Raw genomic sequence first — 15,724 nt, 5'->3', positions numbered from 1 at the left:
TACAATGTTTAAAACAGGATGCAAATTTACGTCATTTTCGTGGAAGAGCAAAAATCTTTTTTAGAATTTTAAAATTTCCTGACGCAACATTTCCATGGCCTTATGGACGCCTTTCTGTACAATCCTTACGCGATGATTCCCCATTGAAAATTTTTCCACTATTGTTCCCTTTTCACTAGATACGGCAATAAAAACTGTACCGATAGGCGCATCAGAATCACCTTTTGTGGGTCCGGCGTTTCCTGTCGTTGCAATCCCCAGATCTGAATTCATCATGGAACGGATATTTTCTGCCATTGCGGATGCCACTTCAGCACTTACCACAGAATGCTTTTCGATGAGTGCTTCCGGCACTTTAAGGATATCGATCTTGGTCCGGGTAGCATAGCTTACCACCCCCCCGATAAAATATCCGGATGCTCCAGGTACGGCAGTAATTTGCTCTGCGATCTTCCCTCCGGTAAAACTCTCAGCGGTGGCCATAGTCTTATGTTTGGAAAGGAGTAGCTTCCCCAATACAGCCTCTATAGTTCCTTCCTCTTCTTCCCCGGTAATTAAATCCCCAATGGTTTTGTAGATCTTTCCTGAAACCTCCTGCATACCTCTTTCCAGTTCAGCCTTATCGGGGCCTTTGGCCGTAAGCCGAAGCCTAACTTTCCCCAGATTGGGCAGATAAGCCAGTTTTATATAGGAGGGCAGGGTGTCTTCGATTTCCGCAATACGTTCGGCGATAGCGCTCTCACCTAATCCGTAAGTCATTATGGTCTTATGCAGGATGAAGGGTGTTCTAAACTTTTCCGTGATCCGTGGGAGCACCTGTTTAGACAGTAGTTCCTTCATCTCATAAGGCACTCCGGGAAGTGAAACAAAAACTTTTCCATTTTCCTCTATCCACATCCCGGGTGCTGTACCGTATTTGTTGTGCAACGGCTCAGCTTTGGACGGCAAATACGCTTGTTTCCGATTGACCTCAGATATAGGCGTGGAGATATAGGTTTTAAAAAGGTACTCAATATGCTTTAATACCTCCTCGTGGAGGACCATACTGTCATTAAAATATTCGCAAAGGGTGAGTTTGGTAATATCGTCTTTGGTAGGACCCAAACCGCCGGTTAAAAAAATGAGCTGTGCCCTCCCGGAGGCCTCCTCAAGAGCCGTCAAGATATGCTCCTTCTCATCTTGAATTGAGGTAATTTGGAAAACAGAAATTCCTATTTTATTGAGCTCAGTAGCGAGATAGGCAGAATTGGTGTCAATAATCTGGCCAATCAGGATTTCATCACCAATTGTGATAATTTCTGCGAGCATTATACGTCGAAGTCTTTACGCAACTCAGAGATAACCTGGTGAATATCCTTTTTTAAGGCAGGGAATCTGGCCTCAATTATATCTTTGTTTTTCTCATCCTTTCCAAGGGTTTCAATTTCCAGGGCAATGGCTCTGGTCTGTTCCATCCCAAGGATGTCTACATTAGGCTTAATTTTATGTGCCAGTTTATAGACATTCTCATGGTCGTCTTCCTGGATGGCTTTTTCGAGATCTTCAAGATCCTGAGGCACTTCTTCCAGAAAAACGGTTATTACAGACAGGACAAAATCATCGTCTCCATCCGCCATTTCATTTAATTTATCCAGACTATAGATCATCTACTTAATTTTTAATCGAAACATTTCTACCCCTTCCAATCTGCCGGAAAGGTAATCATTTGGACTTACTTTGCCAACACCTGAAGGGGTACCGGTAAATAGTATATCCCCTTTTTTTAAGGTAAAAAATCGGGAAACATAGCTGATGAGTTCATCTATGGACCACAACATATCTGCAGTATTTCCCTGTTGTACTATTTCCCCGTTCTTCGACAGGTCAAAATTCAATTGCCCCATACCCTCAAACTGTTTTTTGGGCAACCATTTCCCTATAACGGCGGCTCCGTCAAATCCCTTTGCTTTTTCCCAGGGCAAACCTTTTTCCTTCAGTTTTGCTTGCAGGTCCCGCGCTGTAAAATCGATTCCCAGACCGATCTCGTCATAATATTTATGAGCAAATCGGGTATCAATGTGTTTTCCTACCTTCTTGATTTTAACCAGAACCTCAACTTCGTAGTGTACCTCCTCAGTAAACTCAGGGATGTAAAAGGCTTGCTCCTTAGGCAAGACTGCAGAGTCTGGTTTAATGAAGACCACCGGATCATCAGGTCTTTCATTAGAAAGTTCCTTTATGTGTTCAGTATAGTTGCGTCCGATGCAAATTAGTTTCATCTTCCTGCCCGCTAGATTTTGTTGTTGAGTTTCCTCAATTTTATCTGGGTGAGTATTTTTTTGGTATAAAGGGGAAAGTCTGCATTGAGTATCCAGCCAAAATAACCCGGTTCTTCTTCTAGTACCACACTTACCTTCTTTCCTTTGTGTTTCCCAAAGGTGAAAATTTCTTCTTCATCTTCATCGAATCCGATAAAGCCCGCAAAGTCGGCATTCTGACGATAGGTAGAGAAATCCGCTAACTTTTTCACATTATTCTCCAGATCGGGATATCGATCTAACTGAGCCAGCAATACCTCGTAAGTAGCTTCCGTATCGGCCTTAGCCCCATGTGCCCCTACCAATTCTTTATCGCAATAAAATTTAAAGGCAGCGGAAAGAGTACGTTGCTCCATTTTGTGAAAGATGGTCTGAACGTCTATTGATACCATATTTTTCATGTCGAAGTCTACTCCGGCCCGCAGCATTTCCTCTGCGAGAAGTGGGATATCAAATCGATCCGAGTTAAACCCTCCCAGATCACTATCCTTTATAAATTGGTAAATTTCTTTAGACAATTCGGCAAAGGTGGGTTCGTTCGCGACCTTTTCATTGGAGATACCGTGAATGGCCACTACCTGCTCGGGAATTTCACATTCGGGGTTCACTAACCAGGTCCGCTGTTCCTTCTCACCGTTAGGTAATACTTTTAAAATAGAAATTTCAACAATTCGATCCTTAGCCACATTGGTTCCCGTGGTTTCGAGATCAAAAAAACAGATAGGCTTGGTCAGGTTTAATTTCATGTGCTCAGTTTATACGTGAAGCAGATCTTTATGGATTCCGGAGAAAAGCTTAGATTTCCCGCTGTGCATCCCAATCTTCGAGATAATCTGCCACAGCTTTGACAAACATCCCTCCCATGGCTCCGTTCACAACCCTGTGATCATAACTGTGAGACAGGAACATTTTACTTCGAATTCCAATAAAGTCGCCCTCGGCAGTCTCTATAACTGCAGGAACTTTTCGGATGGCCCCTAATGCGAGGATACCTACCTGCGGCTGATTAATAATGGGTGTGCCAAAAACACTTCCAAAAGTACCCACGTTGGTAACGGTATAAGTTCCGTCCTTTACCTCATCGGGTTTGAGGTTGTTAGTTCTGGCCCTGTTCGCCAGGTCATTGACCACTTTAGCCATCCCAACCAGATTGAGCTGGTCGGCATTCTTTATGACCGGGACAATAAGATTTCCATCAGGCAAGGCTGCCGCCATTCCAATGTTGATATTTTTCTTTTTGATGACGCTATCCCCACTCACCGAGATGTTTACCATGGGAAACTTTTTCAGGGCCTTGGCGACGGCCTCCATAAAGATAGGAGTAAAGGTGAGTTTCTCTCCTTCCCTCTTTTCAAAGGATTCTTTTACCTTGTTTCGCCAATTCACAACCTTGGTTACGTCAACCTCAATAAAACTCTGTACATGGGCGGAAGTAGATATACTATCCGTCATGTGTTGCGCAATGAGTTTACCCATTCGGGTCATCGGTATCACCTCATCTGCCTCACTGGCCTTTGCTGTAGTTACCTTATGGGATACTTCAGGGGCAGCCTGTTTTTCCTTATCAGGAGCTGGTTTTGGCACGGGTGCTTGTTGCGTTGCCGGAGTCTGACTACCATCCCCATTCTTTCGTTGATCTATATAAGCGAGGATATCGTTTTTTGTCACCCGGCCTTCCAGGCCTGTACCTTCTATGGAATCAAGTTCTTGGATGGAGATCGACTCCTGTTTTGCTATATTTTTTACCAGAGGGGAGTAGAACCGCTCAGAGGAAGAAAAGTCGGCCACGGGGGCGGCAACAGTTTCCTTAGCCTGAATCATGGGCTGTTCCACAGTTGCCCTCACCTCTTCAGGCAGGGTTTCCTCTTCACTGTCGGTTTCCTGAGCAGGAGTGGAATTCGAAGAAGTATCACCTTCAATTTCGATTACTGCCACGGTTTGCCCTACTTTAATGACATCGTCTACTTCAAAAAGCTTTTCAAGCAGGACTCCTTCCACCTCACTCGGAACTTCTGAGTCTACCTTATCCGTAGCGATCTCAAAGACAGCCTCGTCCATTTCTATGGTGTCACCCACCTCTTTGAGCCAGGTAGTGAGGGTAGCTTCCGCAACGCTTTCCCCCATTTGTGGAAGTTTCAATTCGAATTTTGACATATTCTTATTAAGAGCCTTATTTAGAACAATATTTTTGCAAAAATACTAAATTTTTGGTCTATTCATTAAAGTTTCAATATTCTCTACCCATTTGCCTTTAGGGAGGACTCGAATGGAATTCTATGAATTATACTCCTGCCGAGCGTAATTTCGTCGGCAAATTCCAATTCATCACCTACGGCGATCCCCCTGGCGATCGTTGATGTAGTGAGTTCGTGATCCTGTATTTGCTTATAAATATAAAAATTAGTGGTATCTCCCTCCATAGTTGAGCTCATGGCAAAAATAAGCTCCCGTATTGCGCCGTTTTTTACCTTTTCCACCAGAGATTGAATGGTAAGGTCTTGGGGACCAATTCCCTCCATTGGTGAGATCTTGCCGCCCAGCACATGATACAAACCGTTGTACTGGCTCGTATTCTCAATGGCCATCACATCCCTGATATCTTCTACCACACAAACCAGGCTCTTGTCCCTTTTTGGGTTTGCACAGATTTCGCAGAGAACCACATCGGAGATATTATGACAGTTGCTGCAAAATTTGATATCCTTTCGAAGACTCCCCAAAGCATTGGCCAATCTGCCTGTCTGCGCCTCTGGTTGTTTCAGCAGATGTAATACCAGGCGAAGTGCCGTTCGCTTCCCAATGCCCGGTAATTGAGACATTTCATAAACGGCATTTTCGAGAAGTTTTGATGAGAATTCCATACCGGCAAAATTACGTACTATTTTTACTTTTTGTACTTTGCGCCTGAAATTAATTTGCATGACAGCCACCCATATCCTGCTGCTGATCGGGGCATATTTCCTGGTCCTGATCCTGATTTCCTACCTCACCGGACGCAATGATTCCAATGCCGATTTTTTTAAGGCAGGGAAGAAATCCCCGTGGTTTGTGGTAGCCTTTGGAATGATAGGAGCTTCACTCTCCGGAGTTACTTTTATCTCTGTCCCGGGATGGGTAGAATCTTCTCAATTCAGCTATATGCAGGTAGTATTTGGATATCTGGTGGGTTATTTTGTCATTGCCTTTGTCCTCCTGCCCATTTACTATCGCTTAAACGTTACTTCAATTTACGAATACCTTCAGGGCCGATTTGGAACTGTGAGCTACAAGGTGGGAGCCGTTTCTTTCTTTATCTCAAGAGTTCTGGGCGCGTCATTCCGGCTTTTTCTGGTAGCCATAGTACTGCAGCAATTTGTTTTTGATGCCTGGAACGTACCCTTTGAACTCACCGTAGTCTTGTCAATTCTTCTGATCTGGATCTATACGTTCAGAGGAGGTATCAAGACCATAGTTTGGACCGATACACTGCAAACTCTTTTCATGCTATTATCAGTAGGGCTATCCATCTATTTTATCAATGAGAAATTAGGATGGGGTTTTACAGAATTTCTCGATTCTGAAGAGTTGAAAGAGTACAGCAAGGTATTGTTCACTGACGATTTCTTTCAAAAGAACCATTTTATAAAATCCTTCCTTGGCGGGATGTTTATCACCATATGCATGACAGGCCTGGACCAGGATATGATGCAAAAGAACCTCACCTGCAAAAACCTGGGTGATGCCCAGAAAAATATGGTGTCCTTTAGTCTAATCCTTATCGTAGTAAACTTTGTGTTTCTTTTGTTAGGGGCCCTTCTCTTTATTTATGCCGACCGTTATGATGTTGCCATCCCCCTGATGGATGGGGAACCAAAATCTGATCTACTCTTCCCTGAGATCGCACTGAACAGTGGCTTGGGAATGGTAGTGGCCACTACCTTTATTTTGGGCCTTATCGCCGCAGCCTACAGCAGTGCAGACAGCGCGCTTACCTCCCTCACCACCTCCTTTTGTGTGGATTTTCTGGGGATTGAAAAAAGAGAGGTTTCTCAACAAAAAAGACTTAGAAAAAAAGTGCATGTGGGCATGAGTTTGCTTTTGATCCTGGTGGTGATCGCCTTTAAATACGTCCTTGATCGCAATGTGATTGACGGACTGCTCACGGTGGCAACCTTTACCTATGGCCCTCTGCTGGGGCTCTTTGCTTTTGGGATTTTTACCAAATACCAGATTATGGACCGGCTGGTCTGGATCGTTGCACTTTCCTGTGTTCTTATCGTAATGGGGCTGTCCTATCTCCCCGCAGAATTCCTTGGAGGATATCAGATAGGATATGAACTACTTCCTTTTAATGGGCTAATTACCTTCCTCGGTTTATATATGATCCGCAAACGGATTTAGTTTTTAATTGTATTGCCCTATCGACAATAAAACAAGCGTACAGGCCACCTCCACCTCAATTCCTGCTTCCCTGAGGAGGTTATAGAATTCAGGATTTTCAGTTCCCGGGTTAAAAATGACCCGTCTGGGATGCAGGTTTATGATGTCCTGATAGAACTGTTTCTGCCTTTTGGGATTCATATAGAGTGTAACCGTATCAATCTGCTCAAACCTGTCTAAACGAGTCTCAATCTGAACCCCGGCAACTAAACCTTCCCTCAACCCAAATGCTACTACTACTTCGCCGGCCTCCACCAATCTTTTTATAGCTACATGGCTGTAGCGATATGGTTTTAAAGACGCTCCAAAAACAAGTGTTTTGTTCATAAGGTTGATGCCGTGTTAAAGTGTGTTAAGAAGTGTAACGTATGAGATTTGAATTCGTCTTTTATGTAACTAAATGTCATTGAGACGCTGTATTTTTAAAGTTAATGGTTAGTGTTTAGTGCAGCTTAACAATGATAAAAACCCCGGTATCAGTACCGGGGTTTTGTTTACTTACCAAATATACCGGTGGAGAGTCCTTCCAGACTTTTTGTGTTTTTTTTCTTTTTATATTCTGCTAGTCCCTCTTCTCCTAAATTATCAGCCCAGGCCACCAGATCATCCCTCTCTCCCTGGTATTCCAATAATGGCACGCCCATACCACATGAGGTTTGAACCAGGTCTACATTGACCTCAAAAACCTGTCTGCTACCAGGAATCTCTTCAAAATTAGAATACAGTGTGCTGAATTCCACATCATGTGGATGGTATACTTTTGCCTGGCCGTAGAGGCGTAATATTTGAGGTGGACCTTCAAATGCACAGAACATCAGGGTTATTCTTGGATTCCTGACAATATGTGTAGCCGTTTCATTTCCACTCCCTGTGAGATTCAGCCAAATTACCTTTTTCTCACTCAACACCCTCAGCGAATCCATCCCTTTAGGGGACAAATTGATGTGCCCTTCATCCATGGCCGAGGCCACAAAGAATACCTTTTGTTTTTCAATGAATTCTCGATGGCGCTGTCCTATTTTTTGGAAGGTTCTACCCATGGGTCGACTATTGCATTACCACCTGATTATCACACTTCCCCAGGTAAAGCCACTGCCAAAAGCAGCGAGAACTACAAGATCGCCCTCCTTGATCTTTCCTTTTTCCCAGGCCTCCGAAAGGGCAATTGGGATGGAAGCCGCGGTCGTATTTCCGTAACTCATGATATTGTTATAAACCTGATCATCGGAAAGTCCGAACTTCTTCTGGATAAATTGAGAGATACGCAAATTGGCTTGATGAGGGATCAGCATGTCTATTTCCCCGACTTTCAGTTCATTCTTTTGCAATCCTTCTTTGATTACCTCTGCAAATCGAACTACCGCATTTTTAAATACGAACTGCCCGTTCATGTATGGGTAGTAGGAAACATCATCAGGGTCGTCGTCTTCCAAAATATCAGTGACCCAACGGTGTCCTATTCCGGGAGCGAGCAAAGAAAGCTCTTCTGCATGTTGCCCTTCCGAATGAAGATGCGTGGAAAGAATCCCCTTTTTGGTATCCTCTTCACGGGTGAGGATGGCAGCACCGGCACCGTCACCAAAAATAACGGAAACACCACGACCCCGGGTTGTAAAATCGAGACCTCCGGAATGCAATTCTGATCCTATCACCAGTATATTTTTATACATACCACTTTTGATGTACTGATCTGCCACAGATACGGCGTAGACAAATCCTGAACACTGATTTCTGACATCCAGGGCCCCAACGGTTTTTAGGCCGAGGTCGCGTTGCACCAAAACTCCCGGGCCGGGGAAGTAGTAATCCGGACTCAGCGTGGCAAAAACAATAAAATCAATATCATCTTTGTCGATTCCTGCTCTTTCAATAGCAATTTTGGCTGCTTTAACCCCCATAGAGGTCGTGGTATCCTTTCCCCTGACTACATGCCTTCTTTCCTTGATTCCGGTACGCTCCTGAATCCAGGCATCATTCGTATCCATTAGCTTGGAAAGATCGTCATTGGTCACTACATTTTCGGGTACATAGAAGCCCAGACCCGATATTCTAGAATTGTACATAAATGGCAGATTTTCTTTAGGGCCAAAAAGAGTACTCCCGGCCTTTGTTCAGTTTCGTTATTCTAAAATACCCATTCTGAACAAGCCTTCCTAGCAAATGCATAAAAGATTAAGTACTCAGGGATAATTATAGATCAAATCCCCTTTTGGCTCTAGAATTATTATGAGTAATTTTAGTACCTTTCTTACCACATACAGAACCCTATGAAACCAGTAAATTCACTCTTGAAATCCATCTTTCTTTCTTTCATCACCTTTGCCCTGACCATTTCATCGGCACAGGAAAAACTGAGCTATCAAAAACCCTCAAAAGAAATCCTGGATTTGGTCAATGCACCATTAGCTCCATCTGTCCAGGTAACAGAGAATGGCGAATACATGCTGTTACTTTACAGAGATCCGTATAAAAGCATTCAGGAATTATCTGAAGCTGAGTTGAGGCTGGCAGGGTTGCGCATCAATCCGGTTACCAATATTGGCAGCAGAACGAATTATTACAACAATATAAAAGTAAAGTCCACTTCCGATAAGGAAGTAATTCAGGTCAGGGGACTCCCCGAAAACCCCCGCCTGGCCAATTTCAGTTTTTCCCCGGATGAAACCAAGGTAGCGGTAACCAATACTACTCCTGAAGGTGTGGAGGTATGGGTACTGGATATTCCGACAGCCACTGTAAAAAAAATCACAGAGGCCGGGGTAAATGCTAATCTCAGAGATGTCATCAACTGGTTCAAAAGCGGTGATGCCCTTTTGGTTAAAATGCTACCCGCTTCCAGACAGGCCCTTATTGACCAGGCATCTGCGGTTCCTGAAGGCCCTACTATTTCCACTAATGACGGGAAGAAGGCCCAAAATAGAACTTACCAGGATCTGCTGACGAATCCGTCAGACGAATTCAACTTTGAACAACTCGCCTTATCCGAATTGCACCGGGTATCCCTTGATGGCAGCAGCTCCTTATGGAAGCCCGCAGCCATGTATAGAAACATCAGTTTTTCCCCTGACGGATCCTATGTGATGGTAACGACTATTGAAAAACCGTTCTCCTATTTGGTTCCCTATTACCGATTTCCCTCCGCAACTACCATTTTTAGTCAGGATGGGGATTTGGTCACCACGCTCCTGGAAGTTCCGTTGATCGAAGATCTTCCAAAAGGATTTATGGCCGAGCGAAAAGGAATGCGCGATCTTAGCTGGCGTGCAGACCGGGATGCCACCTTGATGTACGTTGAGGCCTTAGATGAGGGGGATCCTGAGGTTAAAGCACCATTCAGGGATGCAGTTTATTTACTGGAAGCCCCATTTACCGGGAAAGGAAACCTCGTCCTTAAAACCATAAATAGATTTAGCAATATTATGTGGGGGACTGATAATGTTGCCATCGCCACAGACTATTGGTGGAATACCAGAAACACTAAGACCTATGTTTTTGATCCCTCCGAACCGGAAAAAAAACCGGCTATCCTTTTTGATCGAAATTATCAGGACGCCTATAGCAATCCGGGATATTTTGTCATGAAATCAAACAAAAACGGCAGTAGCGTTCTTTCTATTGATAATAAAAACAATGCCTTTCTACTCGGGGATGGCTACACAGATAAAGGGCAGTTCCCATTCGTGGATCAATTAAATCTGAGGTCGCTTGAAACTGTCCGACTTTATGAATCAAAATTAACTGACAAAAAAGAAGATCTCAGGGATTACAATGTCGTGAAGGATGAATTGCTGGTGAGCATAGAGTCTAAAAGTGAATATCCGAACTATTATTTCAAACATCTGAAGAAAAGGAAAGGTCCTACTCAATTAACTTTTTTCGAAAATCCCTTTAAAAGTATTAAGGATGTTCACAAGGAAGTAATCACCTATAAGCGGGAAGACGGACTAGAATTAAACGGAACCTTGTATCTACCGCTTGGGTATGATAAGAATTCAGGTGAAAAGATGCCCATGATTTTATGGGCATATCCCAGAGAATACAAGGATAAAAACAGTGCCTCGCAGAATACGCAAAATCCAAACGAATTTACATATCCCTATTGGGGTTCACCGGTATATTGGGTTACCAAAGGGTACGTAGTTTTAGACGATGCCGCCTTTCCCATTATTGGGGAAGAAGAAGAGCAACCCAACGATTCCTTTAGGGAGCAATTAGTTGCCAATGCAAAGGCCGCTATTGATGCAGTAGACGCTATGGGTTATATAGATCGTAACCGTGTTGCGGTTGGCGGCCACAGCTATGGAGCTTTTATGGTAGCGAATTTACTTTCCCATTCTAATCTTTTTGCGGCAGGGATAGCCCGTAGCGGAGCCTATAACAGAACGCTCACGCCTTTCGGGTTTCAAAGTGAAGAACGAAATTACTGGGAAGCACCGGAAGTCTATTACACCATGTCTCCTTTTATGCATGCCGATAAGATGAAAACACCCCTTTTGATGGTGCATGGGGTGGCCGATAATAATTCAGGAACATATCCCATGCAAAGTGAACGTTATTTCAATGCATTAAAAGGCCTTGGTGCCACCGTGCGTTTAGTAATGCTCCCAAAAGAAAGTCATGGATACCGCGCTAAAGAGAGTATACTTCACCTCTTGTGGGAACAAGATCAATGGCTAGAAAAATACGTAAAAAACAAAGGTGCTGATACCGAAGAAGGGACCCGTTAAATGGATTATTTATAAGTATTTTTTATAGGCGTTAACCACCACTTTCGCTTTCAGGTCGTGCAGTAGATTATACAGGCCAAAAAATGTTCTGTTGATATAGAGAAAATGCCTTGATCCCCTGTTGCCATTCATCTTTCGGATATGCTCGTCCTTGGAGTATTGCTGACTCAGGTCTGCTATACGTTCCCAGAATTCATCAGATCCAAAGTCGAAATTTTCCTGCTGAAAAGGCAGGGTAAACAAAGTGAGTAGTTCTTTGAAGAGGGCTTTGAAAAATTTACGCTCTTCTGAAGTATCTATGGGAGTGAGTATTTCGAGTTCCTCTAACTTCTTTTCAAACAACTCCTCATTCTCGATGACCTCTTTTTGCGCAAGTTCAAAATACGGGATATAGAATTCATCCGGCACTTCCTTGACACATCCAAAGTCGATCGCAATTAGACGGTGATCTTCGCTAATCAGGAAATTTCCCGGATGCGGATCGGCGTGTACTTTCCGTAGGCCGTGCATCTGATACATGTAAAAGTCCCACAGGGTCTGACCCAGTTGATTTCCTGTTTCAGCTGAAAATGGTGTTTTGGCGAACTCGCTGAGGTGAGTCCCCTCCATCCAATCCATTGTCAATATTTTTTCACTGGAAAGGTCTTTGTAATAGGTGGGGAAAACGATATTCGGAATATGCCGGCAAGCCCTGGAGATTTCCTGACTCTGTTCTAACTCCAGGATATAGTTGGTCTCCTCCAGCAGTTTGTCCTCGACCTCTTTAAAGTATTTTTCGGAATCCTTTCCCTGCAGATTAAACATCCGGGTTGCGATTGGTTTTACAAGAGCGAGATCCGAAGAAATACTCTCTGCTACTCCGGGGTACTGGATCTTTACGGCTAGTTTTTTACCTTCTTTTTCAGCTCTGTGGACCTGTCCTATACTGGCAGCATTGATAGAGTCCTGTTCAAACGAATCAAAGATGTCTTCCGGATAAGATCCCAGGTATTTGTTGAATGTCTTCCGCACTAGGGGAGCAGACAAGGGCGGTACAGAAAACTGGGAAAGAGAAAAACGCTCAACGTAAGCCCTGGGGAGCAGATTCTTTTCCATACTCAACATTTGTGCAACTTTTAGTGCACTTCCTTTCAGACTTTTTAGTCCGTCGTAAATATCCGAAGCATTGTTTTCATTCAGCTCTTCCTTTGAGCTTTCACCTTTGACCAGCTTTTTGCTGTAGTATTTGACGTAGTTCCCTCCTACCTTAACCCCGGTCTTTACCAGTTTACCGGCTCTTTCAATTTTTCCTGTCGGAATTTTATCAATCGTCTTCATGCTTTGCTTTTCGAGGGATCAGGCTTCTTACGCCATATTTTCTTTATAGAGAAATTTACCAAAGTCGAGTATACTGTCTAAGGGTGTATTGTCAAAAACATCAAAGACAGTTTGTACTGATTTCTCAATTGCCACATCGGTCTTTTCAAATCCTGGCGATGAATCTTCACTCCAGAATTTTAATAAAAATAGAAATTGCAGCCATGCACCTTCAGAGAAAAGGGACGGACTGTGTTGTGAGATTTTAAATGGTTTCTCGGCATTTCCGTCCTCGATCAAATCTTTAGCAAAATCTTTGATCAATGGGCCTAATTGTTTTAATTGCTCCATTTGCCTGAACATATAATTGTGTTCTTGCAAACTAAATAGCACATAACTTCGGTTGAGAGTTAAGATCTCAAAGAATGTAAAGAAAAAGGACAGCATCTTGTCTTTATTGCTGTACTGTTGGTAATCTTTATTTTTCTCAAGGGCTTCGATGCTATTTTTGTAAAACATTGTCCAGATGCTTTTCTGCAAACTTTCCAAAGAGCCGAAATGTTTGTAGAATTCTTCTTCGGTGGTATCGATGGTCTTACAAAATTTATATACTGAAACGGGTCTTTTTTCATGTTCCAGCACATATGTCATGTAGGCCGAGACTATTTTTTTCTCCAAGTCCGTTTTAGTGGATTTCTTCGCTGCCATAATTAGAGCTTTTTTGTTTAAGCAAATTTATTATTATTTAAACTATAATACTGTTAATTATTTGAGAATTAGGGATAAATTAAAAAAGCGCGGCACCTGTCGGTAACCACGCTTTCTAACAACCTAACCAATTAATAAACAAACTGATTACTAAAATCAAGATTACTTTTTCATAGCAATGATTCTGAAGTAACCACAAGCAAATATATATAATGTTTATCTTATTTCTGTATTTTTTAAACAAAAAGATTTGTTAAAGTTATCGTACAAAGAGAATTTCAGGAATTAAATGTCAGTTTGTCACTTAAAGAGGTAATGGTACTTTTTTTGTTTCGGTTAAGGAGAATTAAAAAATTTAGAAAATGGCAACAGGTAAAATCAATGTTTCTGTAGAGAATATTTTCCCACTGATTAAAAAATTCCTTTACAGTGATCATGAGATATTCCTTAGAGAATTAATATCGAACGCAACAGATGCAACACTGAAGTTGAAACATCTCACTTCAATAGGAGAGGCCAAAGTAGAGTACGGCCATCCAATAATTGAAGTAAAAATCGATAAAAAGGGTAAAAAACTTCACATCATAGACCAGGGTATTGGAATGACACAGGAAGAAGTGAAGAAGTATATCAATGAAGTGGCCTTTTCAGGAGCCGAGGAGTTTTTAGATAAATACAAGGATGCTGAGAAAGATTCAGGTATCATTGGGCATTTTGGCCTGGGCTTTTACTCTTCCTTTATGGTGGCTAAAAAAGTGGAAATACACACTAAAAGCTACCAAGACGAACCGGCCGCCCACTGGAGTTGTGATGGTACGCCCGAATTTACATTGAAAAAGGGAAAGAAAGAGGATAGGGGAACGGAGATCATACTCCACTTGGCTGATGATTCCGAAGAATTCCTGGAGGAGACTCGAATCCGTGAATTGCTGACCAAGTACAACAAGTTCATGCCAATTCCTATCAAGTTTGGTACTCGTACCGAGACTTTACCTAAGCCCGAAGGCGCTAAAGAAGAAGATCCTGCCCCTACAAAAGAGGTGGATGACATTATCAATAACCCAAAACCGGCCTGGACAAAAAAGCCGGCAGATTTAAAGGAAGAGGATTACAAGAAATTTTACAGGGAACTGTATCCCATGCAGTTTGAAGAGCCTCTCTTTAATATCCACCTCAATGTGGATTATCCTTTTAACCTGACAGGGATTCTTTACTTTCCCAAACTCACCAATGATCTGAACATTCAAAAAGACAGAATTCAGTTATACCAAAATCAGGTCTTTGTTACGGATAATGTAGAAGGCATTGTTCCTGAATTCCTCACCATGCTCCGTGGGGTGATCGATTCTCCGGATATTCCTTTAAATGTCTCACGCTCCTATCTACAAGCAGACAGTGCAGTTAAAAAGATCGCCTCATATATTTCAAGGAAGGTGGCAGATAAACTTAATTCGCTCTTCAAGGATAATCGCGAAGACTTTGAAGCAAAGTGGAATGATATCAAGATCGTTATTGAGTACGGGATGCTTTCAGAAGAAAAATTCTTCGAAAAAGCAGAGGCCTTTGCCCTGTACCCAACCGTAGATGGTAATTATTTCACTTTTGAAGAATTAAAAGAAAAAATAGCTCCTGCTCAAACCGACAAAGACGACAAACTAGTGGTCTTGTACGCTTCTGACAAAGAAGCACAGCACAGTTATATTGAAGCTGCGAAAACTCAGGGCTATGAAGTTCTCCTTTTAGATTCGCCAATTGTTGGACATCTGCTTCAAAAATTGGAAACCTCTAAAGAAAAAGTATCATTCGCCCGAGTAGATGCTGATCACCTCGATAATCTCATCAAGAAAGATGACACCAAGATCAGCAAACTCTCAGATGAGGAAAAGGAGAAATTAAAAACCCAGATCGAAGAAGCGGTTGGAGAGAAAGGGTATACCGTACAACTTGAAACGATGGACAGCAACGCTGCACCATTTATCATCACAGAACCCGAATTTATGCGCCGTATGAAAGAAATGCAGCAAACCGGCGGCGGAGGAATGTTTGGTATGGGGAACATGCCAGACATGTTTAACCTGGTAGTGAATACCAATCACGAGCTCGTAGGAGAAATTTTGAATACAAAAACAGCAAAGAAAAGGGATCGACTCATCAATCAATCCCTCGATCTTGCGAGGCTTTCCAAAGGACTCCTCAAAGGGGAAGCACTCACCAATTTCATCAAACGCAGTTACGAGATGGTGAAATAAATTATTTATCAACAGAAGAAAAAGATCG

The 15,724-nt window shown here is 42.6% G+C and carries 14 protein-coding genes; 3 read left to right on the top strand and 11 right to left on the bottom strand.

Annotated features, from left to right (window positions below):
* Positions 1-60 precede the first annotated feature (60 nt).
* The 6 genes from EQY75_RS02985 to recR all read right to left on the bottom strand — a co-directional run bounded on the left by EQY75_RS02985 (position 61) and on the right by recR (position 5,158).
* Positions 61-1,308, bottom strand: coding sequence for a competence/damage-inducible protein A (locus tag EQY75_RS02985; RefSeq protein ID WP_129602754.1), 1,248 nt, complete (start codon positions 1,306-1,308; stop codon positions 61-63).
* Positions 1,308-1,646 (bottom strand): Hpt domain-containing protein, encoded by a 339-nt coding sequence (locus EQY75_RS02980; RefSeq protein ID WP_129602752.1) that lies wholly within the window; start codon positions 1,644-1,646, stop codon positions 1,308-1,310. Before EQY75_RS02980 ends, EQY75_RS02985 begins: the two co-directional genes overlap by 1 nt.
* A complete protein-coding gene (locus EQY75_RS02975) occupies positions 1,647-2,258 on the bottom strand; it encodes a fumarylacetoacetate hydrolase family protein (RefSeq protein WP_129602750.1) in 612 nt (203 codons plus the stop codon).
* Between the two features lie 11 nt (positions 2,259-2,269).
* The gene (locus EQY75_RS02970; RefSeq protein ID WP_129602748.1) at positions 2,270-3,043 is read right to left on the bottom strand and encodes a 3'-5' exonuclease; all 774 of its coding nucleotides are present in this window, start codon (positions 3,041-3,043) and stop codon (positions 2,270-2,272) included.
* A gap of 49 nt (positions 3,044-3,092) precedes the next feature.
* On the bottom strand, positions 3,093-4,451 hold the full coding sequence (locus EQY75_RS02965; RefSeq protein WP_129602746.1) for a dihydrolipoamide acetyltransferase family protein: 1,359 nt from the start codon (positions 4,449-4,451) through the stop codon (positions 3,093-3,095).
* Positions 4,452-4,534: 83 nt separating this feature from the next.
* Positions 4,535-5,158 carry a recombination mediator RecR gene (gene recR / locus EQY75_RS02960; RefSeq protein WP_129602745.1) on the bottom strand — a complete coding sequence of 208 codons (624 nt, stop codon included), beginning with the start codon at positions 5,156-5,158 and terminating at the stop codon, positions 4,535-4,537.
* Between the two features lie 58 nt (positions 5,159-5,216).
* Between recR and EQY75_RS02955 the strand changes: the two genes are divergently transcribed.
* The gene (locus EQY75_RS02955) at positions 5,217-6,677 is read left to right on the top strand and encodes a sodium:solute symporter (protein ID WP_129602743.1); all 1,461 of its coding nucleotides are present in this window, start codon (positions 5,217-5,219) and stop codon (positions 6,675-6,677) included.
* Between the two features lie 3 nt (positions 6,678-6,680).
* On the opposite strand, the gene EQY75_RS02950 is transcribed toward EQY75_RS02955, so the two are convergent.
* The 3 genes from EQY75_RS02950 to EQY75_RS02940 form a co-directional block, all read right to left on the bottom strand.
* Complete coding sequence (locus EQY75_RS02950; protein ID WP_129602741.1) at positions 6,681-7,043, bottom strand: CoA-binding protein; 363 nt, start codon at positions 7,041-7,043, stop codon at positions 6,681-6,683.
* A gap of 167 nt (positions 7,044-7,210) precedes the next feature.
* Positions 7,211-7,756: a pyridoxamine 5'-phosphate oxidase family protein gene (locus tag EQY75_RS02945; RefSeq protein ID WP_129602739.1), complete on the bottom strand. Its 546-nt coding sequence runs from the start codon at positions 7,754-7,756 to the stop codon at positions 7,211-7,213.
* Positions 7,757-7,771: 15 nt separating this feature from the next.
* Positions 7,772-8,779: a 3-oxoacyl-ACP synthase III family protein gene (locus EQY75_RS02940; protein WP_129602737.1), complete on the bottom strand. Its 1,008-nt coding sequence runs from the start codon at positions 8,777-8,779 to the stop codon at positions 7,772-7,774.
* Between the two features lie 204 nt (positions 8,780-8,983).
* Between EQY75_RS02940 and EQY75_RS02935 the strand changes: the two genes are divergently transcribed.
* Entirely contained in the window at positions 8,984-11,443 is a 2,460-nt protein-coding gene (locus EQY75_RS02935) for an alpha/beta hydrolase family protein (protein ID WP_129602735.1), read from the top strand.
* Between the two features lie 9 nt (positions 11,444-11,452).
* Here the strand turns inward: EQY75_RS02935 and EQY75_RS02930 are convergent, their stop codons facing one another.
* On the bottom strand, positions 11,453-12,760 hold the full coding sequence (locus EQY75_RS02930; RefSeq protein WP_129602733.1) for an ABC1 kinase family protein: 1,308 nt from the start codon (positions 12,758-12,760) through the stop codon (positions 11,453-11,455).
* 27 nt (positions 12,761-12,787) lie between these two features.
* The gene (locus tag EQY75_RS02925) at positions 12,788-13,447 is read right to left on the bottom strand and encodes a TetR family transcriptional regulator C-terminal domain-containing protein (protein WP_129602731.1); all 660 of its coding nucleotides are present in this window, start codon (positions 13,445-13,447) and stop codon (positions 12,788-12,790) included.
* Between the two features lie 362 nt (positions 13,448-13,809).
* Between EQY75_RS02925 and htpG the strand changes: the two genes are divergently transcribed.
* A complete protein-coding gene (htpG, locus tag EQY75_RS02920) occupies positions 13,810-15,696 on the top strand; it encodes a molecular chaperone HtpG (RefSeq protein ID WP_129602729.1) in 1,887 nt (628 codons plus the stop codon).
* Positions 15,697-15,724: the final 28 nt, after the last annotated feature.

The sequence above is a fragment of the Muriicola soli genome, from assembly GCF_004139715.1.
Taxonomy (GTDB): Bacteria; Bacteroidota; Bacteroidia; order Flavobacteriales; family Flavobacteriaceae; genus Muriicola; species Muriicola soli.
This window is presented reverse-complemented; position numbering and strand designations above follow the sequence as displayed.